The following is a 21617-nucleotide window of genomic DNA, read 5'->3' as shown; positions in this document are numbered from 1 at the left end:
AGCGGTCATGGCAAGGTGCCGTCCCGCCCCAGCCCACTTAATACATCCTAGCGTAGAGTTCGTCGGCCATACGCAACCATTTATTAGTATCCTTGCGTGCAGATAGCATTCAACTTGTAATTGATTGTGCAGGGGCGTTTTGCGCGTCTTCGCGGGTGTAGAGGCAATGCGCGGCGTCGCTGCGCTGTCGGTGGTCTGCGGACACGCAGTCAGCGCGCGACCCGACATGGTCGGCCCGGGCATTGCCGAAGGCGTCCTCACGATTCTTGCAAGCGGCGTCGACATCTTCTTTGTCATTTCCGGCTTCATCATCGCAACCACGGCGGCGGCGCACCGCGACCCGTTGAGCTTCATCTTCAGACGAGCGCTTCGAATTTATCCGGTCTACTGGCTTGTGTTGCTCGCGGCGCTCGCCAGCTCGTCCTGGATCGATCTGTCGCCGGAGAAACGTCCGCCGCTCGACCTTGGCCTCATCTTCGCGTGGACATATCCGAACTGGTACCTTGGCCCGGCCTGGTCGATTGCCTTCGAATTGCATTTCTATGCCGCAGTTGCGGCCATCCTCGCCATCGCGCCGAACCGGTTGTTCGAACTGCTGTTCGCGGGGCTCGGCATGGTCGTTATTGCCCTCGTACTCCGCCTGCAGCTTGGCATCTATTCCCATCCTCTGGTCCTGGAATTCGGCGCCGGCGTCGGCATCGCCTATCTCCACAGGAACGGTCGATTGCTCTTTTCGCGCCATGTTCTGGCAACTTCAGCCGGCCTGTTCGCTGTCGGCTGGTACTGGATATTCGTGTCCGGATCGGCCGATCCGCAATTCGCGCGCGTGCCAACCTATGGCCTCGCTGCGGGATTGCTCATCCATGCCGTGGTGTCTGCGGAGATCGAAGGGCGGTCCTTTTCGTCGATCCTGCAATGGTTCGGCAAGATTTCGTACTCGCTGTATATCGTCCATTACCTGGTGATAAAATGGATGATCAACTTTACCGAAGTGTGGCTGTTGTCTACGGCCGCGACAATCGTCGCCAGCATTCTGCTCTCCATCGGTCTCGCCTGGGTCTTGCACATCATCATTGAGGCGCCGCTCATCGGATGGGGCCGCAAATGGAGCGCCGACCAACGGACCTCGGTTGCCCAGAGACGGGAGGAAGCCGTGCATCATCCAGCACAGGCCGACTAAGCACTCCGCGCCGGTTCACGCGAGCGGCGATCGCCGCTCTTGGCTGCCAGCTTGTTATCACGCGCGCCGGCGGGGAGCCCTCACGCCGGCTCCGCCGCCTTCACCCCCAGCGGTTTCGGCGCCATGCCGCCACCCGGCTTGAGGTGGAATTCGTAGGTCATCAGGTGCCACTGCCCGTTCGCCTTGGTGCCGTCGGGCATTTCGAGATCGTTGCGCGGCTCGACCCTGGCGATGAGGTCGTCCTTGACGCCGAACACCACGTCGGAATCCAGATATTTGTCGCCACCGATGAAGACGTGCGTGATCAGCGGCTCGTAGCCCTTGGCATTGACCAGAAAATGCACATGCGCCGGGCGCATCGGGTGACGCCCCGTCTGCACGATCATCTCGCCGACCGGACCGTCGGTCGGGATCGGGTAACTGCACGGCAGAATGGTGCGGAAGAAGAAGCGGCCGTCGTCATCGGTGATGAAGCGCGCCCGCGCCGAGGCGCCGACCTCGTCATAGTTCGGCTTCTGGGAATCGTAGAAGCCGTCATCGTCGGCATGCCAGACGTCGACAGGCACGCCGGCAAGCGGCTTGCCGTGGAGGTCGGTCACGCGGCTCTGCACGAACATCTTCTCGCCGGTGAGATTGTGCGGCGAAATGTCGGTGCCGTGCGCGGTCACCTTGTGCTCGCCGACATAGAACGGGCCGAGCACGGTGGTCTGTGTGGCACCCTCGCGGTCGCGGTGGTTGACGGCGTCGACCAGCATGGAGACGCCGAGCACGTCGGACAACAGGATGAACTCCTGGCGGGTGTCGGTGCATTTCTGCCCCGTCCGGGTCAGGAAATCGATGGCGTATTCCCATTCCTCGAAGGTCAGGCCGGTCTTGCTCACGTAATCGTGCAGCGACTTCACCAGTTCCTGCAGCAGGAATTTTGCCCGCGGGTTCGGCGTCTGGTCGAAGCTCCTGATGACGGCTTCGGTGAGTTCGGTCTCGTTGAACTGGGTCATGATGCGTTGCCCTCGCGTTTTTCTCGTCGGCCCGGGCGGGCTTCCTGGAGGCGTTCCGCGGCCGAGCCTACACCAGTCGGCCCGGCCGCGTTAAGCGCAACCGACTTGGAATGGGGCTGCCATTTCGGTATCAACTTTCCGACAAAACGCCCCGGAGGAACTGATGCTCGCCCCCACCCCCGCCTCGCCCGAATCCGTCGGCATGTCCAAGGCCGCGCTCGACCGCGTCGATGCGCATCTGAAGAACCGGTACATCGATGCCGGCCGCTTTCCGGGGACGCAGCTTCTCGTCTACCGCCGCGGCAAGATCGTTCACAACTCGGTGCATGGCTTTGCCGACATCGAGCGCAAGGTGCCGGTGAAGGACGACACCATCTACCGAATCTACTCCATGACCAAGCCGCTCACCAGCGTCGCCTTCATGATGCTGGTCGAGGAAGGCCTCGTCGCGATCGACGAGCCCGTCGCCAAATACATTCCGGAATGGAAGGATCTCGGCGTATTCGTCGCCGGCACCTACCCGGCCTTCCTGACCCGGCCGCCATCCCGGCCGATGTTGATCGTCGACCTGCTGCGCCACACTTCCGGCCTGACCTACGGCTTCCAGCAGCGCTCCAACGTCGATGCCGCCTATCGCAGTGAGAAGATCGGCGAGGTCGAGAAATCAGGCACGCTCCAGACCATGATCGAAGGCCTGGCAAAGATCCCGCTGGAATTCTCGCCGGGCGAATCCTGGAACTACTCCGTCTCAACCGACGTGATCGGCTACCTCGTCGGCAAGATCTCGGGGATGCCGTTCGAGCAGTTTCTCAAGCAGCGAATTCTCGAACCGCTCGGCATGACCGACACCGATTTCCACGTGCCGGCCTCGAAGGCGCATCGCTTCGCCGCCTGCTACTCGGCGGACCCCGGCGGCGGCATGACTTTCCATGCCGGCCAGCGTCGCGAGGGCCTCACACTGCAGGACGATCCGACGACGAGCTCGTTCCTGTCACCACCCTCCTTCATCTCCGGCGGCGGCGGGCTGTGCTCGACGGTCGCCGACTATCTCACCTTCTGCCGCGGCCTGCTCAATGGTGGTGAGCTCGGCGGTGTCAGGCTGATCGGGCCGAAGACGCTGGCGCTGATGACGACGAACCACATCCCGGGCGGCCGCGCGCTGCCGGAGGTGTCGCGCTCGCTGTTCTCCGAAGCCACCTATAACGGCATCGGCTTCGGCCTCGGCTTCGCCGTGACCATGCGTCCGGCCGAGACGCTGATCGCCGGCAGCCCCGGCGAATACAATTGGGGCGGCGCGGCCACGACCTCGTTCTGGATCGATCCGGCCGAGGAGCTGATCACGATCTTCATGACTCAGGTGCTGCCGTCGAGCGCCTATCCGATCCGCCGCGAGCTGCGCAGCATGGTCTACGCGGCCATCACCGAGAGCAATCTGTAAGCGGTGGGATCGATCCCGCGGCCGTCCGCCGCGGGATCGCGACGTCAGCAGTTCATTTCAGCATTTCCGGCACGATCAGACGCGGCAGGAACAGCGACACGCTTGGCCAGACGATGACCGCCGCCAGCACGAGCAGCATCGGGATCAGCATGATCACCGTGTCCTTCAGCGCATAGCGCAGCCGCACGCCGGCGATCGAGCAGGCGATCATCAGACAGAGGCCGTAGGGTGGCGTCACCAGTCCGAAGGCCAGCGATACGATGGAAATGATCGCGAACTGGACCGGATGGAGATCGACCGACTTGGCGAGCGGCTCCAGCACGGTGCCGACGATGATGATCGCCGGTATGGCGTCGAGGAAGCATCCCACCACCAGAAAGCAGAAGGCGATGAAGAAGCCGGCCGCAACGGCGCCCATGCCCCAAGTCGAGACGTTGGCCAGCAGCTCTTGCGGGATCTTGTAATAGGCGAGCAGCCAGCCGAACGCACTTGCGGTGCCGACGCAGAACAGCGCCACGCCGGCGAGACGCCCGGTGTCGAGCAAGGCCTTGTACAATTCGCGTGGCCCCGTCTCGCGGTAGAAGAATGTCGAGAGCGCGACGGAATAGAGCACCGCGACGCAGGCGGACTCGGTCGCGGTGAACCAGCCGAGCAGAATGCCGCCTACGACGATGAAGGGCGTCATCAGCGCCGGTATCGAGCGCCAGATAGCGCATCGCATCTCGGCCCAGCTTGATTTCGGATAGGTGGGGTAGCCCCGGCGCACGGCATAGATGTGCACCGTCGCCATCTGAGCGCCCGCGATCAGCAGGCCCGGCACGATGCCGGCCAGATACATCGCCGCAATCGAGGTCGAGATCAGCCCGCCCCACACAATCATCAGGATCGACGGCGGAATGATGACTGCAAGCACCGCCGACACCGCGGTGATCGCGATGGAGAACGAAAGGTCGTAGCCCTCCTTGTTCTGCGCATCGATGAAGATCTTGGATTGGCTCGCCGCATCGGCGGTGGAGGAGCCTGAGATGCCGGCAAAGAACACCGACAGCACGACGTTGATCTGCGCCAGGGATCCCGGCCAGTGCCCGACCATCGAGCGCGACAGCGTCACGAGGCGATCGGTGATGCCGCCGATGCTCATCAGGTTCGCTGTCAGCAGGAAGAACGGCACCGCGAGCAGGATGAACGAATTGTACGCATTGAATGTCTCCTGCGCGAGCATCATCAGCGACAGGCGCGGCTCGATCAGCAGGATCGGCACACAGGCAAGGCCGAGCGCAAAAGCGACCGGCACGCGCACGATGAGCAGACCGATGAAGCCGCCGAACAGCACCATTGCGGCCTGTCCGGCGGAAAGTACGCTGCCGCTCATCTCTGTGCCCCGACCAGAACGCGCATTTCATCGACGATCTGTTCACCGGCAAAGACGATCCACGTCAGACCGGCAACCGGCCAGGCGACGTGAATCAGCCAGAGCGGCAGATCGGCCAATTCCGACGTCCTGTTCCAGGCAAAACGGGTGAACTCGATGCCGGCGAGCACGAATACCAGCGCCAGCGCCAGCACGCCGAGTCGGGCGAGGATCCGCACCGCGGCCTCCGACCGTCGCGACAGGTCGGGCCACACGTCGACCTCGAAATGCTGCGCCTCCCGGATGCCGACCATGGCCCCGATCATGATCGTCCAGATGAACAGGAAGCGTGCCATTTCCTCGGTCCAGATGTAGGACGGAATGAACGGCGTATAGCGCGAGATGATCTGCAGCGTGACCGGGACTATGAGGATGCCGACACAGGCGGCCAGCAGGAATTCCAGCAGTTTCGCGTAGGCCGCCGTGACGCGACGCCACAGCGAGAGTGTGGACGGGACGGGCATGTCAGACATTGGGACTCCGTGCGGCATCCGCGACGCCCGGGCAGGAAGCGGGGCCTGCCCGGCATGCTGTCGACGGACAGAGCGACCTCAGGCGACGTTGATCTTCTCGAAGATGCCTTCCGCGCCAATTTCCTTGGCGTAGGTGGCTATCACGGGGTCGGCGAGCTTCTTCATGGCGTCCCGTTCCTCGACGGGAACGCGCTTGAGCTTGCCGGCCTTCTCGAGCGTGTCGAGCTTGACGACCTCTTCGCTCGACTCGAGCTGACGGCCGTAATCGCCGGCCTCCTTGCCGGCCTTCATGATCGCGTCCTGCAAATCCTTCGGCAAGGTCTTCAGCGTCTTCACCGAGAAGCAGATCGGCCGGATCGAGACGGCATGCTGGGTCAGGTTGAGATGCGGGGCGACTTCGTAGAACTTCATCGCCTCGACGCCAGCCGCCTCGTTCTCGCCGGCCGAGATCACGCCGTTCTGGATCGCGTTGTAGATTTCGTTGTAGGCGATCACGGTCGGGCTCATGCCGACGGCCGCAAAGGTCTTCGACCAGATCGGCGCGCCCTGCACGCGAACCTTGAGCCCCTTGAGGTCGGCGAGGTTCTTGAGCGGCTTGTTGGCGAAGATGTTGCGGATGCCACCGCCGGCATAACCGATCAGAACGACCTCAGCCTTGGCCGCGACCTCGTCGGCGACCGGCGCCAGGATGTTGGCTTCGACGACCTTGTTCATGTGCTCGATGCCCTTGAACACAAAGGGCGCATCGATGAACGGAGCGGCCTTGGCGAAGGTCGACATGTGAGCCGGCGAGACGATGCCGTAGTCGACCGCCTTGCCCTGCGACATGTACTCGAAATACTGCTTCTCGAGGCCGAGCGACGAATTCTTGTGCAGGGTGAAATTGACGGGCTTGCCGTAGTACTTCTTCACCAGTTCCTCGAACCGGATCAGTGCGCGGTTGAAGGCATGGTCGTCATTGAACTGGACAGCGCCGTTCAGCGTGATCGGGGCTTGCGCCCTGAGGATCGACGGCATTCCGATCGTAGCCGCCGCGCTGGCCGCACCGATACCAGCGAGAAATGTCCTTCGCTTCATCGTCTCCCCTCCCTTTGATGCTCCGCCCCTGTCGCCGGGGCGTGAGCGCAGCCGGTCTACGGCCAGCATTCATGGAGCGTATGAAAAACTGCGGCGGGACGGAAGTCATTTCGCTTGGGCTGGACGTCCTCTTCGTCGCAGAGATCCGCCCGAGCCGCCTGCTGCACTGCCGCGATCTCGATGATCTGACGCCACTCCAGACTGCGTCGCAGAATTTTCGCCGGATCGCTTTGGCCGCGAAAATCGTGGCGCCGGACAACTACTGCCCTTATGGTCCTGCAAAATCACTGTCCGGCGCCGTTGCGCTGGAACCGGGACGCCCACGTTTGCCCAAGCTCACTTTGCCCGTCCGGCTCGCTCTCCTCGTGGCGGGAACGATGTTGCCGCTGATCGTCTTTGCCGTTGGCCTCGCCTATTCCAACTATCGCCACGATCGCAGCGAGGCAACGCGCCGGGTGCTGGAGACGGTGCGAAGTGTCCGCGTCGTGCTCGATTCCGAAGTGCAGCGGGTGACGGGTGGCTTGCAGGTGCTCGCGCTCAGCGAATCCCTGCAAAGCGGTGATTTCGACGGCTTCCGCCGGCTGGCGGCGGGATTCATCAGCCAGTATGGCGAGGACAGCGTTCTTCTGCTGGCCGACAGATCAGGCAAGCAGCTGTTTTCGACCGTTACGACGGCAACAGCGAGTCTGCCGCCGCGCAACAATCGAGAGATCGTCGAGCGGGTATTTACAAGCAGGGCGCCGCAATATTCCGACCTGTTCGTCGGTTCGACCGAGAAACGGCCGATCGTGACCGTGGAAGTTCCCGTGCTTCGGAATGGCGACGTCGCCTATGCGCTCTCCTTCAGTCCGCCGATCGCGATATTCCAGAAATTGGTCGAGCAGCAGCGGCCAAACGATCAATGGACGGTGTCGCTGCTGGATACCAAGGCTCGCGTGTTCGCACGCACACCCAACCCTGCCGAAACGTTCGGCAAGCAGGCTTCCGGCGCACTCTACGATGCGATGTCCCGCACGCCGGAGGCCGCGCTTTCGACCGTTTCGCTCGACGGCGTCGCGCTCTCGTCCGCTTTTACCAGATCGCAGCTGACCGGATGGACGGTCGTGGCCGGCGTCAGCGAGAGCTCGCTGATCGCGCCGCTCTGGCGCGACATCGCGATCACGAGCCTGATCGGCGGCATCCTGCTGCTGGTCGGCCTCACCTTTGCAGTCAGGATGGCGACCACGATCGCGCGCGGCGAGATGCTGCACGATCTCCTGATCGAGGAGCTCAACCATCGCGTCAAGAACACGCTGGCCCTGATGCAGGCGATCGCGGTGCAGACCTTCCGCAGCGCCAGCCGGGACGAGCGGATCAAGTTCGAGGGCCGGCTCGGCGCGCTGGCCGAAGCGCATAATCTGCTGAGTCAGGAAAAATGGGCCGGCTCGGAGCTCCGGGACGTGATCGCCCGCGCGCTTCGGCCGTTCCTGCTGAGCAATCCCGACCGCATCCGCATGGCCGGACCGGCCGTGCCGCTGTCGCCGCGGCTCGCCGTGGTGCTGTCGATGATCGTGCACGAGATTGCCACCAACGCCGCAAAATACGGTGCGCTGTCCAACGAGACCGGCCGGGTGACGCTGGACTGGGAGGTCATCGCGGATGCGCCGAAGCCGCGACTGCGGCTGATCTGGACCGAGACCGGCGGGCCGCCGGTGACGGCACCGGTACAACGCGGCTTCGGCTCGCGCCTGATCGAGCGCAGCGCGCGCGACCAGCTCGACGGTGAGGCAACCGTCGACTTCCTGCCGCGCGGCGTGGTCTGCACGGTGATCTGCACGCTGGACGAAGCGCCCTGATCCGAGCCTTCAAAAACATATATCGCAACGCAGCACGAGCATCCTGCGACAATTGCGCTTGCCCTTCGCCAATCATCCGATGTTAAACATCGGATGATTGCAGCTGCCGGGCGTGGCAGCCAAGACAAATGAACCGGCCGCGACAGGCCGGACGGGAGAAACGTACGAGTGGCAAGAGCGCGCCCGAGCCCCGTCGACAAACTGATCAAGCCCGGCCGCATTCGCGCCGTGCTGACCACGCTCGGCCGCGAGATCGCCCAGGATCTCATCCCCGTCGGGACGACCCTGCCGCCGGAGCCTGAGCTCGAAGCCCGCTTCGGCGTCGGGCGCGGCGTGGTGCGCGAGGCCATCAAGACGCTTGCCGCCAAAGGCCTCGTCAGCGTGCGGCCGCGCCACGGCACGCAGGTGCTGCCTCGCCACGAATGGAGCCTGCTCGACCGCGACGTGCTGAGCTGGCTCGTCGGCCAGGACGAGCCGGACCGCGGCCTTCTGCTGGCGATCCAGGAGGTGCGCTCGATCATTGAACCTGCAGCCGCAGCTCTCGCCGCCGAACGCGCCACCAGGAACGACCGCTGGCGGATCGACACCGCCTTGGCCGCGATGCAGACTGCAAAGGACCAGGCCAGCGCCCTCGCAGCTGACAAGGCATTCCATCTCGCCATCCTGGACGCGACCCACAACCCTGTCCTTCAGGGCTTTCGCGGTGCAATCGATACCATCCTGAGCACCGTCTTCACCGTCGCCGTCGTCAGCCCCGGCGGCTGGTTCAGGGATAATCTGCCGAACCACGTGGCGGCGGCGCGCGCCATCGAGAGCGGCAACCCGGAGAAGGCGCGCGCCGCGATGGAACGGCTGCTGGGCTACACCCGATTGAAGCTTTCGAACCGGAAGACGCCCATCGCCGCGGCGACCCGCAAAGCGGACGGATCGGCCCTGCGCTCACCCAGGAAAGCGAGTCCCAAGAGCAAGAGAAGACGCCATGGACCGTGACACGCAGGGCTCGGCCCAGATACTAGCTCCGCCGGAACCGCGAGGATCGCACACCGACGGAGATATGCGATCGCGCGAGACGTGGTTACCATGTCGGGAATGATCAGCGTGAAATGCCGGCACAGGCATAGCTGAGCGTCAGGGAGGTCAAATGCAGGTGACGGGCAGTCTGAAGGGGCGGTCCTCGCGGCTGATCCGCAGCGTCAATACGCTGGCGGGAGCTGCGATGTTCGTCGCGCCGCTGCTTGCGCTGGTCGCGATCTGGGCGATCGTCGTCCCGCTGTTCAACGTCAATCCACGCGTGTTTCCCTCGGTCGGTTCGGTCGGCGCCGCCGCGCTGGATTCGATCCGCGACGGCACGTTGTTCGCCCATGTCGGCGCAAGCCTCTTGCGCGTCGGCCTGGGCACGCTGATCGGCATCGCCACCGCCGTGCCGCTTGGCATCGCCATGGGGGTCAGCCCGACGGTCGCGGCCTTCCTGACGCCGCTGTTCCGCTTCTTCTCGGTGCTCGCCGGCATTGCCTGGATCCCGATCGCGACGCTGTGGTTCGGGTACGGTTTTGGCGCGATCGTCTTCGTGATCTTCAACGCCGTGTTCTTCGTCGTCGCCTACAACACCCTGCTCGGCGTCAGGACCATTCCACACACGCTGCGCAATGCTGCCGCCTCGCTCGGCGCCGGCCGCTGGGCACTGCTGACCGAAGTGCTGCTGCCGGGCGCGCTCCCCAATATCGTCACCGGCATTCGGACCGGCCTGGGCTTCGCCTGGCGCGGGCTGATCGCCGCCGAGATGATCGCGACCAATGTCGGGCTCGGCTACATGCTGTTCGTCGCACGCGACTTCTATCGCACCGAGGTGATCGTGTTCGGCATGATCGTGATCGGCGTGCTCTGGCTTCTGATCGACCGCCTGCTGCTGGTCCCGCTGGAACGCGCGACCATCGAGCGTTGGGGCATGGTGAGGCGCGCATGAATCTGATGCTGCAAATCTGGGCCGGCTATACCCGCCTGACCCGGCGCTGGCCGGGGATCGCCGCGATCATTCCCTTCATCCCGGTGCTGGCGCTGTGGACGGCGGTCAGCGAAGCCGGATTGTTTCCACGCGCGTTCTTCCCGGGCCCGGCCGACGTCGTACGCGCGTTCTTCACGCTCACCTACAAGGGTATCCTGCCCGACTATCTCCAGGACAGCCTGATCCGGCTCGCGACCGGCGCCGCGGTCGGCATGGCGCTCGGCATTCCCTTAGGGATCCTGATCGGCACCAGCCGCTGGGCGCACCGCATCTGCTGGCCGGTGCTGCTGTTCTTCCAGGCCATCGGCGACATCGCCTGGCTGCCGATCCTTCTGATCTGGTTCGGCTTCGGACTGACGACGATGACCTTCGTCATCGTCTACACCGTGCTGTTCCCGGTCGTGCTCAACACCGTGCTCGGCGTCGAATCCGTGCCGCGCGACATGGCGCGCGCCGCCTTGAGCCTCGGCGCCTCGCGCGCTCGCGTCTTGTGGGAGGTGACGCTGCCTGGCGCACTGCCCAACATCATCACGGGCCTGCGCAACGGGCTCGGCTATGGCTGGCGCGCGCTGATTGCGGTCGAGATGATCGTCGGCACCTCGGGCATCGGCTTCATGATGTTCGATGCCCGCCGCGCCGGCTCGACCGTCGAGATCCTGCTCGGCATGATCATTCTCGGATTGCTCTGGTACATCGTGGACGCCTGGATCCTCGCACCTCTCGAGCGTGCGACCGGCCAGCGTTGGGGATTGGTGACATCATGAAGACGCTTTCGCTGCGCAATCTCGGCAAGACCTATTTCGATCCCTATGCGGGCGCGCATGTCACTGCCGTCCACGACGTCTCGCTCGACGTCGAGCCCGGCGAATTCATTTCGGTGGTCGGTCCCTCCGGCTGCGGCAAGACGACGATTCTGAACATGATCGCCGGCTTCATCCCCTATTCGAAGGGGGACATCCTGCTCGACGGCAAGCCGGTGCACGGGCCCGGCCCCGAGCGCGGCGTCGTGTTCCAGTCGTTCGCGCTGTTTCCATGGAAGACGGTGCTCGACAATGTCGGCTTCGGCCCGAAGATGCGCGGCGTGCCGAAGGCCGAGCGCGACCGCATCGCACGCGAATATCTGGCGCTCGCCGGACTCTCGCACGCGGCGCACCGCTATCCGAACGAGCTCTCCGGCGGCATGCAGCAGCGCGTCGGCGTGGTGCGCGCGCTCGCCAACAACCCCGACGTCCTGCTGATGGACGAGCCCTTCGCCAGCGTCGACGCGCAGACGCGCATGACTCTCCAGGAGGAACTGACGCGCATCTGGCAGGAGCGCAAGCCGACGGTGATCTTCATCACCCATGACGTGCCGGAAGCGGTGTTTCTCGCCAACCGCGTCGTCGTGCTGTCGAAAGGACGCGTTCTCGACCAGATCGCGGTTGATCTTCCGCGCCCCCGCGTCTGGGACGACCTCGTCAAGGACGACCACTTCAAACAGCTCTCCGCGCGCGTGCTGCAGATGGTGCGCGCAGCATGAGCATCGCTTCCGACGTCTTGCGCTCGTCCAAGGGCCGCGTCGTGCTCGGCGTCATTGCCGCATGGGCGCTGTTTCAGCTCTGGCTGACGATCGCGGCGCCGGGAAAGATTTCGCCGGAGCTCACCGGCACGTCGGAAAAGGTGAACGTGCAGATCGAGCTGCCGTTCACGCCGGAGCGCTTCCACGTGCTTGCGTTCCAGCAATATGGACGCGTCTCGGGAACGGACGAGCATTCGATCGAACTACGCGGTGTCAAAAGAACGGACCTCAACGCCGTGGCCCGCCCCTACTGGGTGACGGCGGTGGGGCCGATAAAAGAGGGAGGCTGAGATATGAAACGACTCATGTTGCTTGGATTAGCGCTTCTGGCCGGCATGGTGCCGGCAAGCGCCCAGACCCCGACGAAACTCAAGGCCGGCATGGTCACCGGCATCGACCAGATCGGCCTGCCGATCGCACTCGAGCGCGGCTTCTTCGAAAAGTACGGGCTCGATGTCACGATCGCGCGCCCCTACGCCACCGGCGTCGACGCGCTGAACGCATTGCAGGCCGGCGAGAGCGAAATCGTGCAGGTCGGCGTGCCCATGATCGGCGCCGTCCTGCGCGGCATGGACCTCGTCGCGCTCGGCAATTACAGCGGCAATGCCACCAAGGCCGGCTCCGACGCGACGATGGCGATCATCGCGCGCGAAGGTTCAGGCATCGTCAAGGGCGACCTGTCGACGCTGAAGGGCAAGAAGATCGCGGCCTCCTTCGGCACGATCAACCATCTCTACATCCTGGCGACGCTGGAGAAAGCCGGGCTGAAGCCCGACGACGTGACGCTGGTCAATACGCCGCCGCCGGACATGACCGTGGCCCTGCTCGCCAAGGGCATCGATGCGTTCTCGGGCTGGGATCCCTGGCCGATCGTCGCGGGCAAGGACGTGCCGGGCGCCGTCGAGATCATCCGTGGCGGAGACGTGATCTCCTATATCGGCTTCAACGTCGCGCTCCGGCCCTGGGTGCAGGCCAATGGCGAGACGATCGAGAAATTCCTCGCGGCCGTCTCCGAGGCCGACCAATGGATGCGCAAGAACCCGAAACAGGCGGCGCAGGTTGCCACGCGCTGGATTCCGGGACTCAAGCAGGAGGTCGCCGAGGCTGCGATGCAGTTCAACATCCAGCAGGCGGACCGCCGCCTGTCGGCTAACAACTACCGCGCGCTCTGGAGCGCCGAGGAACGGCTCTCGCGGCTCGGCATCCTCAAGTCCACCTTCGACGTCAATGCGCATATCGAGCCGAAGCACATTCTCAAGGTCATGAAGGACCGTCCCGAACTGTTCGCCGATCTGCCGCCGATCCCGGAGACGGCGGCTATAACGCCGGGCTACGTGTTCAAGCCTTGAGCCGGCTGCAAACGGGGACCGGCGCGCTCAGCGCGCCGGTCTAACCGATCGTCTGCAGCGCCGGAAAGGTCTCGAGCAGCCAGATGCTCACATTGGTCACGGCGCCGGTGAGAAAGCCGATGCCCGTGATCACCATCAGGACGCCCATCGCGCGCTCGACATTGACGAGGTGGCCCTTCATGCGCGCGAACAGCGCGGAGAACTGTTCGATCATCAGCGCGGCAATCAGGAACGGGATGCCGAGGCCCGCGGAATAGACCGCGAGCAGGCCGGCGCCCTTCGCCACCGTGGCTTCCGCCGCGGCGATCGAGAGGATCGCGGCGAGGATCGGGCCGATGCAAGGTGTCCAGCCGAAGGCAAAAGCGAGGCCCATGATATAGGCGCCCCAGAGGCCGACCGGCTTCGGGATCGGCAGCCGTCCCTCGCGCATCAGCAGGCCGACGCGCGTCAGGCCGAGGAAATGCAGGCCCATGATGATGATGACGATGCCGGCGAGGATCGACAGTTCCGCCGACCAGGCCCGGATCAGCCCGCCGATCAGCGAGGCACTGGCGCCGAGCGCCACGAAGATCGTCGAAAACCCGAGCACGAACAGGAGCGCCGACATCAGGATCGCGCGCTTGGAGGCAGCGACCGGCTCGTCGCTTTCGACATGCTCGATCGTGGCGCCCGTCAGGTAAATCAGATAGGGCGGAACCAGAGGCAGGACGCAAGGCGAGAGGAAGCTGACGAGTCCGGCAATCAGCGCCGCCGGGATCGAAACGTTTTGCATGATGCAGTCGGAGCCATCTCAGGCACCGGTGCGGCGCGCTGGAATGCGCCCGCGGCCCGGAGCCGAACCGGCTCTGGTGTAGCCGATGGCTGGGAATGCGCAACAGAGGCGCACAAAACCAAGGCTCCTCCCGATGCCATCCGTGATCACAGATGCGGCATCGGGACGCGCACAAACCTCGCCAAAAAGCGAGATTCGGCGGCGCGGCTACTTCACCACGCGGAGCAGCGGACGCCGGGGCTGGTCCTGCGTCTGCTTGGAAGGGGTCGGCGGAACGCTCGCAGCGCTCCGCAGCATTTCGTCGCACAGCGCCTTCAGATCGGCACTGTCAATTCCTTTGAGTTTCATCCGCACGTCCAGGATGACGATGGACAGCATCTCGGCCGACTCACGGCTGTTGCACTCGTTGAGAACCCTGCGGCACTCCTCGAGCGTTTCCAGCACGGACTGCAACTGTTCGTCTGAATGCGACACCGGCGTTCTTTCCGTTAATTCGGCCTGCGAGACGTATGGTTGACGCCCTCTTCGGTCCCCATGAAGGGCCAAAGATAGCATGAGGGTACTTCGCCTCCGAACCTGATTTCAGTGTGCTTCTGCCGTGAAATCGCAGCTCCGGCCGCTGCCGCGCAGCGACCATGGGGGTTGCCGAAATGGTCCGGGAGCAAACGCCCCACGCGGTGCGATTGATCCATCAAGAGCGATGGCATCCGCTCTCGTCGAGAAACTTTCAATGCGGCCAGCGCCGGCAACTCCGCAGTAATTCCACGGCTCGCAACGGAACTCACGCCACACCCCCCTTAGCCGAGCCGATAGTCTGCCCGATTCCCAACCCGCGACAGCATCCCAATACCGCCCCACAAGCAGTAAGGATGACGTTCAAAACTCGTCATTCCCCAACCCGTCGAGGTTGTGGTTTGCGCCAGATTCTGCCAGTTTAGCAATCCGAAGGGACTTGTATGCACTCCTTGGCGGAAAGGGGCGTTCCTCTGGCGGAACGCCCAAAGACAAATCTCAGCGGCCTCTCGGATTGGGATGCGGCCCGCATATTTCTGGAAGTCGTCCGATGCGGTAGTTTCCGCTCGGCGGCCGAGCGCTTGTCGCTGTCGATCAACGCCGTGCGCCGGCGGATCGACGATTTCGAGCGCCAGACCGGCACCACGCTGTTCACCCGCGACGTTCACGGCACCCATCTGACCGATGAGGGCGCCCTGGTGGTCTCCGCCGTCGAGCGCATGGAAGCGGCCACCTTCGACGTGCTGCGCGCCAGCGATTCGATGGCCAACGCCCTGTCCGGCGAGGTCCGCGTCGCCGTCACCGAGGGGCTCGGCACGTTCTGGCTGGCTCCGCGCCTCGTCGAATTCCAGCAGGCCTATCCGAAGATCCTGGTCGACCTGCATTGCGCGATGCGCTCGGCCGACGTCTCGCGCCACGAAGCCGACGTCGCCATCCATCTGTCGCGTCCCTCCGCGCTGGACATCAAATTGGTGCGGCTCGGCCGCATGCACCTGATGTTCTGGGCCTCCGAGAAATACATCGCGAAGCATGGCGCGTCGCGCTCGGCCGCGGAATTGATCAAGCATCGCCTGGTGCTGCAATTCGCCGACCAGATCGCCGCCAAGGAATCCTTCGAGAGCTTCTTCCCGGGCGTTTCGGAACGTGACCTTCTGGTCATGAAGACGAACGTCTCGAGCGCCAACTATTGGGCCGTCGCGAATGGCGCCGGCATCGGCGTATTCCCGAGCTACGCCATTGCGCTTGGCGGGAAACTGATTCCACTGGAGGTCGAGCTCAACCGGCCGCTGGATATCTGGTTGTCCTACCACCCCGGTAGCGGCCGAATTCCGCGCGTGCGGCACATGATTGACTGGCTGATCGAGGCTTTCAATCCGGCCCGCTTCCCGTGGTTTAAGGAAGAGTTCGTGCACCCGCATGAATTCAAGGACTCGTACATGGGCGAACCCCTGACCCAGCTCTTCGGGGGATTTTCAACCGAAGAACAAAGGTGAAGACAGAGATGAAAGCAGCGGCGAAAAGAATGAAGCAGCGCAGCGCCGGGAAGCCGGACATCGAGCTTGGCAAGCGAATCCGTCTGCGGCGCGTCGAGATGAAGATCTCGCAGGCCGAACTCGGTGAGAAGCTCGGCGTCAGCTTCCAGCAGGTTCAGAAATACGAGAAGGGCGTCAATCGCGTCGGCGCTGCACGGCTTCAGCAGATTGCCTCCGCCCTCGATGTGCCCGTGACCTTCTTCTACGACGGCGACAACAAGGCCCGCGAGGTCGAGAGCCTGCTCTTCCTGGACTCGGCGTTCAGCCTGCGCCTGCTGCGCGCCTACAGCAAGATCAAGGACCAGACGGTGCAGCGTCAGCTCGTCTCGCTGATGGAATCGATCGCGGCGAACGAGAGCTGAGGCCGATCGACGGCCTGGCCTTTACGGCCGATGTTCAATCCGCTGCGTCACGGGGGCGCAGCCGGATTGAACGAATCGGATGAGTTGTATCTGTGCCCGCGCGCTTGCGCGCGGTCTGTCCCGGAGGCGGCCTGGCCGCCCCTTCGTCTTGGCAGCTTGCCGCAATCCGTTGAGCCCCCGCGCCATGCAATCGCAGCACGGGCGGATGCAAGCTCGCCTCCCCTGCGCCGGTTGACCGCGGCGGCGGCGACGCCGCACATTGCGCCTCGCCAACGACCAGCGAGCGCGCGATGCCCGACATTCTCAGCACGACCGGAACACCTTACGCCGACGGCAAGATCCTCAAGCACGCGGCCGGCGGCGTCGGCGTGGTCACCTTCAACAATCCCGACAAGCGCAACGCGATGTCGCTGGAGATGTGGGAGGGATTTGGCGAAGCGCTGACGGCCTTGCGCGACGACGACACCGTGCGCGTCGTCATCCTGCGCGGCGCCGGCGGCAAGGCGTTCGTGTCGGGCGCCGACATCAGCCAGTTCGAAAAGACGCGGCACAATGCAGCGGCGTCCGAGGAGTACGGGAGGCGCAGCGCTGCCCAGCGCGCGTTGCTCGCCGACTATCCCAAGCCGACCATCGCCTGCATCGACGGCTACTGCCTCGGCGGCGGCATGCAGGTCGCGATGCTCGCTGACATCCGCCTTGCCTCGCATGGTAGCCAGTTCGGCATCCCCGCAGCCAAGCTCGGCATTGCCTATGGCTATGACGGCCTGCGGCATCTGGTGTCGCTGGTCGGCCCGTCCTGGGCCCGGCTTCTGATGTACACCGGCATGCGCATCGATGCGACGGAAGCGCTGCGCATTGGCCTCGTCGAGCGCCTGTTCCCGGTCGACGAGCTCTGGGGCGAGACCATGACGATCGCCGAGACGATCTCGCAGAACGCCCCACTCGCGATCAAGGCCGCAAAGATCACCATCGCTCAGGTGCTGAGGGACGAAGGCGCGCGCGACATGGAGGCGATCAAGGCGATCGGCAATGCCTGCATGGACTCGGAGGATTTCCGCGAGGGCCGGCAGGCCTTCATGGAGAAGCGCAAGCCGCAGTTTACGGGGAAATAGCTTCCAGGCTGCGACTAGGCAGCAACCCCGCCAGCGGACGTCTTGTCGACGTGAACCTTGCGTTTGGCGTCATACGCATCTTGCTCCGCCGCTGAAACCTTGCCGTCCTCGTTGGCATCGGCACTGTCATAGGTCTTACTGCCACTGCTAGACGACGAAGACCCGCCGGATGTTGAGCCGCTGGATACCGCACCGCTGTCGGTAGTTGATGCAGTAGAGCTATCCGAGGATGCGCCGCCTCCCGTGCTGGACGCCTGAGCGTCGATCAACACACTCATCACACCGCTGCTGACCTGACCCGACGAGCTGGCTCCAGATGAGCTTGCGCTGGCTTCCGTTTTCGCGCTGGCTGCCATTCCCGAGGATGCATCGCTTGCGCTTTGCGCGGCCGATGTGTCGCTTGCCGTCGCGCTCGTTTTTAGCAGCGAGATCAGCGCGCTCGCTGTGGTCGAAGAACTCGCTCCAGAGACCGACATTTGTTTCTCCTAGAAACAATCTACACAAATAGAAACAGCCCCTGCCGGCTGCCTCGACCATATAGCGTTCGGAGCTTAAATATCAGTGTCGCGCACTCTCTGATGCCCGATAACCGCACTTGGCGGGCGCCCAAGCTCCGTCTGGATCGGGGCCATCCCTCGCCCGTTCTGACGGGGCGAGGGAGCCGTGCGATTACTCTCAGAGCGCCCCAAGCACCGCTTTCGCGATGTCGGCGGTGCCGTTGCTGCCGCCGAATTCCATCGGCTTGATGCCGGCAGCGTAGATCTTGTCCACAGCGCGCTCTATGGTTTCGCCCGCCTCGGCCGCGCTCTCCACGCCGTGCTTGTCGGCGAGCCAGTCCAGCATCATCGCCGCGGACAGGATCATGCCGGTCGGATTGGCCTTGCCCTGCCCCATGATGTCCGGCGCGGTGCCGTGGCACGGCTGGAACACCGCGTACTTGTCGCCGATATCGGCCGACGGTGCCATGCCGAGGCCGCCGATCAGGCTCGCGGTGATGTCGGAGACGATGTCGCCGAACATGTTCTCCATCACCATCACGTCGAAATCCCAGGGACGCTTCACCAGCATCGCCGAGCAGGCATCGACATAGAGCCGGTCGGTCTTCACCTCGGGATGCTTCTTGGCGATCTCGTCGAAGATGCCACGGAAGAACGCGAACGCCTTGAACACGTTCGCCTTGTCGACACAGGTGAGTGCGCCCGGCTTGCCACGCGCCTTGCGCCGCTCGGCGAGGCGGAACGAGAACTCGAACAGGCGCTCGGACGTCTTGCGCGTGATCACCATGGTCTCGCGCGCATCCTCATGGGTGACGACGCCCTTGCCCATCGAGGCGAACAGGCCCTCGGTGGATTCCCGGATCACGACGAGATCGATGCCCCGCTGGTCGGCACCGACGATCGGGCTCGGCACGCCGGGAATGAGGCGCGCCGGACGCACGCCGGCATAGAGATCGAAGATGAAGCGCAGCTCGATCTGCGGCGCGATCTCGGTATTGTCGGGATAGCGCACCGACGGCAGGCCGCAGGCGCCCAGCAGAATCGCATCCGCCTCCTCGCACAGCTTGATCGTGCTGTCCGGCATCGATTTGCCGGTGGCGAGATAATTGTTGGCGCCGGCCGGCGCCTCGGTGAAGCGGAAACTCAGGCCGGACTTCTGCTCGACCTTGCGCAGCACCTCGATGGCCGGCGCCATAACTTCGGGGCCGATGCCGTCACCGGCGAGCACGGCAATGTGGAAGGCGTTGTTTGCGGACATGGGTTTCCTGCGTGAAGGGAAGTATTGCCTCATCATTGCGAGGAGCCCTTGCGACGAAGCAATCCAAACTTGCATCTGCGGAGACAGACTGGATTGCTTCGCTACGCTCGCAATGACGGTGGAGAGAGACCTGCTTACGGCGTCAGCACCGTGCGTCCGACCACCGCGCCCTGCTGCAGCTGCAGCAGCGCCTCGTTGGCCTTGGCGAGCGGTTGCCGCGTCACCGGGATCGGCGGCACCTTCTTGCTTCGCACGAGCTCGAGCAATTCCTGCGTCTCACGCAGATTGCCGACATAGCTGCCCTGGATCGTCACCGCCTTGATCGGAATCAGCGGCAGCGCCCAGGTCGCGCCGCCGCCGAACAGGCCGACGATGACGAGCTTGCCACCCTTGGTCAGGCAGTCGAAGCCGAGCTGCGTCGTGGCGGCATTGCCGACGAGGTCGATCACGGCGCGGATCGGGCCGCCTGCCTTCTTGGCAAGCTGCTCCAGCGCATCCGGCGCCTTGGGATCGACGGTCGCGAGCGCGCCGGCCTTCTCCGCCGCCTCGCGCTTCTTCGCGTCGATGTCGACCATGATGGCGCCCTTGCCGCCCATCGCCTTCAACAGCGACAGCGCCATCAGGCCGAGCCCGCCGGCGCCGAACATCACGATCGGTGTGTCGAAATACTGCTCGACCTTCTTCAGCGCGCTGTAGGTCGTGACGCCGGAGCAGGCATAAGGCGCGGTCGTCGCGGGATCGAGCCCCTTCAGATTGAGCAGATAGCGCGGATGCGGCACCAGCATGTGATCGGAATAGCCGCCGTCGCAATAGACGCCGAGCGAGCGCGGCGTCAGGCACATGTTCTCGTCGCCGGCCAGGCACGTGGCGCATTTGCCGCAGCCGATCCAGGGATAGACGAGACCGACGTCGCCGAGCTTGAGATCGCCCTGATCGGTCGGCTTCACGTCGGGACCGAAGGCCAGGATCTCGCCGACCGTCTCGTGGCCCATGGTCAACGGCAGGTTGATGCCGCGGTCCTTCAGCGACAGCGGCTTGCGGCCGTGGCCGAGATCGTAGCCGCCTTCCCAGATATGCAGGTCGCTGTGGCAGACGCCGGCCGCCTTTACCTTGATCAGCACCTGCGTGCCCGACGGCTGCGGCGTCGCTTCGTCGACCTCCTGCAGCGGCGCCTTGAAATCGGCGACTTTGAAACTCTTCATCGGCGTCCTCCGGCATGTTTCTCGTTGTCCCGCACCATGCCATGGCCGGCGAGGCGAGACAAACCCGGGAAGGGTCTTAGTTCAGGCCAGCGGATGGTGGCAAGCCGCGAACCGGCCGATTGTGACCTCGCGCAACTCCGGTATCTCCGCGCTGCATCGCTGATCCGCGCGCGGGCAGCGGGTGCGGAAGCGGCAACCGGACGGCGGTGCAATCGGCGATGGCGGCTCGCCGGGCGCCACGCTTTCGGCGGGACGAACGTCCGGATCGGGCACCGGGATCGCCTGCAACAACAGCCCGGTATAAGGGTGCGCTGGCCTCGCGAACAATTGCTCGGACGGCCCGACCTCGCAGAGCCGGCCGAGATACATCACCGCGACGCGGTCGCTGACCGCTTTGACCACTGCGAGATCATGCGCGATGAACAGAAGGGTCAGGCCGAAGCGCGCCTTCATCTCCTCCAGCAGATTGAGGATCTGCGCACGAATGGAGACGTCAAGCGCCGAGACCGGCTCGTCGCAGACGATGAACTCCGGATCGAGCACGAGCGCACGTGCAATGCAGATGCGCTGGCACTGCCCGCCGGAGAATTCATGCGGCAGGCGACCCGCCACGATATCAGGGTCGAGCCCGACCGCAGAGAGCACCTCGCGCACGCGCCGCTTCCGCTCGGCGATATCCTTGACGCCGGCGATGATCAGCGGCTCGGCCACGATGTCGCCGATGCGGCGGCGCGGATTGAGGGACGCAATCGGGTCCTGGAAGATCAGCTGGACGCGGCGCCGCATTCTCCGCAGCAACTCGCCCTTCATGGCCGTGAGATCCTCGCCATCGAACAGCACACGGCCGGATTTGGCGCGACGCAATTGCAGGATCGCACGTCCCAGCGTCGACTTGCCGCACCCGGACTCGCCGACCAGCCCCAATGTCTCGCCGCGCGCGACCTGAAGGCTGACGCCGGAGACGGCGTGCACCGTTTTGTTGCCGAGACCATATTCGACGACGAGATCCTCGACATTCAGAAGCGGCTCGGGCCGCACGGCAAGCTGC

General features: G+C 64.2%; 22 protein-coding genes. 12 read left to right on the top strand and 10 right to left on the bottom strand.

What is annotated here, in order from left to right; genetic code table 11:
• The first annotated feature begins 124 nt into the window (after positions 1-124).
• Positions 125-1180 carry an acyltransferase family protein gene (locus tag AX729_RS27750; protein WP_349643771.1) on the top strand — a complete coding sequence of 352 codons (1056 nt, stop codon included), beginning with the start codon at positions 125-127 and terminating at the stop codon, positions 1178-1180.
• Positions 1181-1260: 80 nt separating this feature from the next.
• Here the strand turns inward: AX729_RS27750 and AX729_RS27745 are convergent, their stop codons facing one another.
• Complete coding sequence (locus AX729_RS27745; protein WP_061027397.1) at positions 1261-2178, bottom strand: intradiol ring-cleavage dioxygenase; 918 nt, start codon at positions 2176-2178, stop codon at positions 1261-1263.
• A 163-nt stretch (positions 2179-2341) separates the two neighbouring features.
• Here AX729_RS27745 and AX729_RS27740 point away from each other — a divergent pair, with 163 nt between their 5' ends.
• Positions 2342-3616, top strand: a complete 1275-nt coding sequence (locus AX729_RS27740; protein WP_061027396.1) for a serine hydrolase domain-containing protein — start codon at positions 2342-2344, stop codon at positions 3614-3616.
• A gap of 52 nt (positions 3617-3668) precedes the next feature.
• On the opposite strand, the gene AX729_RS27735 is transcribed toward AX729_RS27740, so the two are convergent.
• The 3 genes from AX729_RS27735 to AX729_RS27725 all read right to left on the bottom strand — a co-directional run bounded on the left by AX729_RS27735 (position 3669) and on the right by AX729_RS27725 (position 6577).
• Positions 3669-4988, bottom strand: coding sequence for a TRAP transporter large permease (locus tag AX729_RS27735; protein ID WP_061027395.1), 1320 nt, complete (start codon positions 4986-4988; stop codon positions 3669-3671).
• The gene (locus AX729_RS27730; RefSeq protein WP_061027394.1) at positions 4985-5500 is read right to left on the bottom strand and encodes a TRAP transporter small permease; all 516 of its coding nucleotides are present in this window, start codon (positions 5498-5500) and stop codon (positions 4985-4987) included. The genes AX729_RS27735 and AX729_RS27730 overlap by 4 nt, the downstream gene beginning before the upstream one ends.
• A gap of 78 nt (positions 5501-5578) precedes the next feature.
• Positions 5579-6577: a TRAP transporter substrate-binding protein gene (locus AX729_RS27725; protein ID WP_061027393.1), complete on the bottom strand. Its 999-nt coding sequence runs from the start codon at positions 6575-6577 to the stop codon at positions 5579-5581.
• A gap of 377 nt (positions 6578-6954) precedes the next feature.
• Between AX729_RS27725 and AX729_RS27720 the strand changes: the two genes are divergently transcribed.
• From AX729_RS27720 to AX729_RS27690, 7 genes are all read left to right on the top strand, one after another.
• Positions 6955-8412 carry a sensor histidine kinase gene (locus AX729_RS27720; protein WP_061027430.1) on the top strand — a complete coding sequence of 486 codons (1458 nt, stop codon included), beginning with the start codon at positions 6955-6957 and terminating at the stop codon, positions 8410-8412.
• Between the two features lie 168 nt (positions 8413-8580).
• Positions 8581-9402: a FadR/GntR family transcriptional regulator gene (locus AX729_RS27715; protein ID WP_061027392.1), complete on the top strand. Its 822-nt coding sequence runs from the start codon at positions 8581-8583 to the stop codon at positions 9400-9402.
• Positions 9403-9553: 151 nt separating this feature from the next.
• A complete protein-coding gene (locus AX729_RS27710; protein ID WP_061027391.1) occupies positions 9554-10375 on the top strand; it encodes an ABC transporter permease in 822 nt (273 codons plus the stop codon).
• A complete protein-coding gene (locus AX729_RS27705; protein WP_082770552.1) occupies positions 10372-11178 on the top strand; it encodes an ABC transporter permease in 807 nt (268 codons plus the stop codon). Before AX729_RS27710 ends, AX729_RS27705 begins: the two co-directional genes overlap by 4 nt.
• Complete coding sequence (locus AX729_RS27700; protein WP_061027390.1) at positions 11175-11933, top strand: ABC transporter ATP-binding protein; 759 nt, start codon at positions 11175-11177, stop codon at positions 11931-11933. Before AX729_RS27705 ends, AX729_RS27700 begins: the two co-directional genes overlap by 4 nt.
• Entirely contained in the window at positions 11930-12262 is a 333-nt protein-coding gene (locus tag AX729_RS27695; RefSeq protein ID WP_061027389.1) for a hypothetical protein, read from the top strand. The genes AX729_RS27700 and AX729_RS27695 overlap by 4 nt, the downstream gene beginning before the upstream one ends.
• Positions 12263-12277: 15 nt before the next feature.
• A complete protein-coding gene (locus AX729_RS27690; protein ID WP_197433684.1) occupies positions 12278-13321 on the top strand; it encodes an ABC transporter substrate-binding protein in 1044 nt (347 codons plus the stop codon).
• A gap of 40 nt (positions 13322-13361) precedes the next feature.
• On the opposite strand, the gene AX729_RS27685 is transcribed toward AX729_RS27690, so the two are convergent.
• Together AX729_RS27685 and AX729_RS27680 are read right to left on the bottom strand one after the other, a co-directional pair.
• Complete coding sequence (locus AX729_RS27685) at positions 13362-14093, bottom strand: cytochrome c biogenesis CcdA family protein (RefSeq protein WP_061027387.1); 732 nt, start codon at positions 14091-14093, stop codon at positions 13362-13364.
• A gap of 207 nt (positions 14094-14300) precedes the next feature.
• On the bottom strand, positions 14301-14537 hold the full coding sequence (locus AX729_RS27680) for a hypothetical protein (RefSeq protein ID WP_245325423.1): 237 nt from the start codon (positions 14535-14537) through the stop codon (positions 14301-14303).
• A gap of 512 nt (positions 14538-15049) precedes the next feature.
• On the opposite strand from AX729_RS27680, the gene AX729_RS27675 reads away from it, so the two are divergent.
• The 3 genes from AX729_RS27675 (at position 15050) to AX729_RS27665 (ending at position 17612) form a co-directional block, all read left to right on the top strand.
• A complete protein-coding gene (locus AX729_RS27675) occupies positions 15050-16099 on the top strand; it encodes a LysR family transcriptional regulator (protein ID WP_061027385.1) in 1050 nt (349 codons plus the stop codon).
• A 29-nt stretch (positions 16100-16128) separates the two neighbouring features.
• Complete coding sequence (locus AX729_RS27670; protein ID WP_020608151.1) at positions 16129-16500, top strand: helix-turn-helix domain-containing protein; 372 nt, start codon at positions 16129-16131, stop codon at positions 16498-16500.
• Between the two features lie 290 nt (positions 16501-16790).
• A complete protein-coding gene (locus tag AX729_RS27665; protein ID WP_061027384.1) occupies positions 16791-17612 on the top strand; it encodes an enoyl-CoA hydratase in 822 nt (273 codons plus the stop codon).
• A 14-nt stretch (positions 17613-17626) separates the two neighbouring features.
• Here the strand turns inward: AX729_RS27665 and AX729_RS40025 are convergent, their stop codons facing one another.
• From AX729_RS40025 to AX729_RS27645, 4 genes are all read right to left on the bottom strand, one after another.
• On the bottom strand, positions 17627-18088 hold the full coding sequence (locus tag AX729_RS40025) for a hypothetical protein (RefSeq protein ID WP_156457243.1): 462 nt from the start codon (positions 18086-18088) through the stop codon (positions 17627-17629).
• Between the two features lie 199 nt (positions 18089-18287).
• Entirely contained in the window at positions 18288-19367 is a 1080-nt protein-coding gene (locus AX729_RS27655) for an isocitrate/isopropylmalate dehydrogenase family protein (RefSeq protein ID WP_061027382.1), read from the bottom strand.
• Positions 19368-19501: 134 nt separating this feature from the next.
• Positions 19502-20569: an alcohol dehydrogenase gene (locus AX729_RS27650; protein WP_061027381.1), complete on the bottom strand. Its 1068-nt coding sequence runs from the start codon at positions 20567-20569 to the stop codon at positions 19502-19504.
• A gap of 81 nt (positions 20570-20650) precedes the next feature.
• Complete coding sequence (locus AX729_RS27645; RefSeq protein ID WP_502686925.1) at positions 20651-21607, bottom strand: ABC transporter ATP-binding protein; 957 nt, start codon at positions 21605-21607, stop codon at positions 20651-20653.
• Between the last annotated feature and the right edge of the window lie 10 nt (positions 21608-21617).

Origin of the sequence: Bradyrhizobium sp. CCH5-F6 (genome assembly GCF_001556045.1) — a bacterium.
Classification (GTDB): Bacteria; Pseudomonadota; Alphaproteobacteria; order Rhizobiales; family Xanthobacteraceae; genus Bradyrhizobium.
This window is presented reverse-complemented; position numbering and strand designations above follow the sequence as displayed.